At 26.4% G+C, this 750-nt stretch carries 1 protein-coding gene; it reads right to left on the bottom strand.

The window, feature by feature from the left end:
* Positions 1-750 (bottom strand): restriction endonuclease subunit S (locus tag FJO69_RS07665; RefSeq protein ID WP_211333794.1); only part of this gene is annotated, 750 nt, incomplete at both ends.

Raw genomic sequence — 750 nt, 5'->3', positions numbered from 1 at the left:
GTTTTATTAGCTTTAATTTTCTTTTCTGCTATTAATTTTTCTTTTTCTTTTTTAATTAAAGCTAATAAATCTTCAACACTAGAATCAGAAGGTAATTGTTTGGTTAGTTTTCCAGAAATTGCATAATTTAAAATAGATTTTTTTAAGCTATGAGGGAATTTACTTTCTAGATCTGTTAATTTATTATATAAAGTAGCATATTTATCTAATAAAGGTCAAATCTTTTCTAATTTAGCGACGATGCGTTGCTGTTCTTCGAGAGGGGGAAGAGGAATTAAAAAACTTTCGATATTATTTAATTTAATATAAGGTATAGCAGAACCAAACAGTTTCTCTTTATTCCAATCTTTCCACAAAGCGTTCATAACAAAACTTAAATATTTTAAAAAATATTCTTTTTCTAAAATTTCAGATATTAAGTAAGTTCTTTGATATGCGTGAAACTTGCCTTCAAAATAAATACAGTTTCCAATGTTTGCACCATTGCCGGCCAATATTAAATATTTACCGTTATATTTATAATCATTGCATTTAGATATATTTTTAGAACATGTAAAGAAATTAAATTTTCCTATTTCTGATGCAAAATCAGCATCTCGTGTTCCTGTTTCTATTTTACAAACTTGATTAGTCTTAATCCAAATTCAACTTTTAGGTATTTCAAAAGGAATTTGATCGGTTATATCGGTCTTAATTCCGTTTTTTTCTTCAAATCATTTTGTTCCGGATTTATATACATAAACCGGATTT

This window comes from [Mycoplasma] falconis (genome assembly GCF_006385795.1).
In the GTDB taxonomy this organism is placed as follows: domain Bacteria; phylum Bacillota_I; class Bacilli_A; order Mycoplasmatales; family Metamycoplasmataceae; genus Metamycoplasma; species Metamycoplasma falconis.
The sequence above is the reverse complement of the archived record's forward strand: the minus strand, read 5'-3'. Positions and strand labels throughout refer to the sequence as shown.